The organism is Vibrio sp. 1249-1 (assembly GCF_033340495.1).
Genome location: NZ_JAWOWJ010000392.1, coordinates 1 through 787, shown reverse-complemented (window position 1 = coordinate 787; position 787 = coordinate 1). Strand labels below are relative to the sequence as shown.

Annotated in this window: 1 protein-coding gene and 1 pseudogene; both read left to right on the top strand. The window is 47.1% G+C overall.

Features of this window, described 5'->3' with window-relative positions:
• Positions 1–633, top strand: a 633-nt coding sequence (vscK, locus tag R7Z50_RS26580) for a SctK family type III secretion system sorting platform protein VscK (protein WP_318149621.1), incomplete at its 5' end; no start/stop codon positions are given.
• Positions 612–787: pseudogene (vscL, locus tag R7Z50_RS26575) on the top strand (SctL family type III secretion system stator protein VscL); the annotation flags it as partial. The gene vscK and the pseudogene vscL, both read left to right, overlap by 22 nt.

Genomic DNA, 787 nt, shown 5'->3' with positions numbered 1-787 from the left:
CTGCATCAGTTCAACTACTGCCCATGTCAGTACCTAGAGCAAAACTGGATCGTGCCAAAACAGCCTTGGCTTCTTAATTTGGATGGCTGGCGAGATAACCCAAACTTCAACCTTTGGTGTTTAGAAGAGTGGGCGCTTGCGCCTGTGCCAGAAACGGCTTTTAACAAGCCACACCATAGCTTGGCTCTGCTTCCTCCTGATGCGCTCAGTACGTTAATGCTCACCATTGGCGGGGCGTTGCACAGTTTTGCGATGCGCCAAGTGGTACTTAAAAAGCCCAAGCAGTGTTTGAACAACGTGTTTGGTTTGGATGTCGCCCGTTTTCTTATTCAGCAAGGGCCGATGTTGTTGTCACAATGGCCGAAAGGTTGGCAAAAAGCGCTACCAGACATGATGAAAGAAGACGAAGTTGAACGTCACATGCTCAAACAGGGCTACGCATGGATGAAGTTCATCTTAGCGAGCTCTTCTCACGATATTTTGCTCCGTTGGCAGTTCAAGCTCGATCAATCACTTAGCCAAGTGAAAGAAAACACCTCTTGGCTCGTTGAAGAGCAGCGTGATCTCGCGTACCGACTCACCAAAAAAATCGCAAAACAGGTTATTCCCCAATGGTTTCATTTGTTGAAATAAAAACCGACAACTTGCAGTTAGCGCCAGGTTTAAAGGTGCTCAAAGCCAAGGATTACGTTAGTTATCTCGATTCGCAACATTTGGTTGAAGCGGCGAATTCGAAAGCCGACAGCATCATTGCTAAAGCGCAGCAAGCGTATGAAACCGAAAAGCA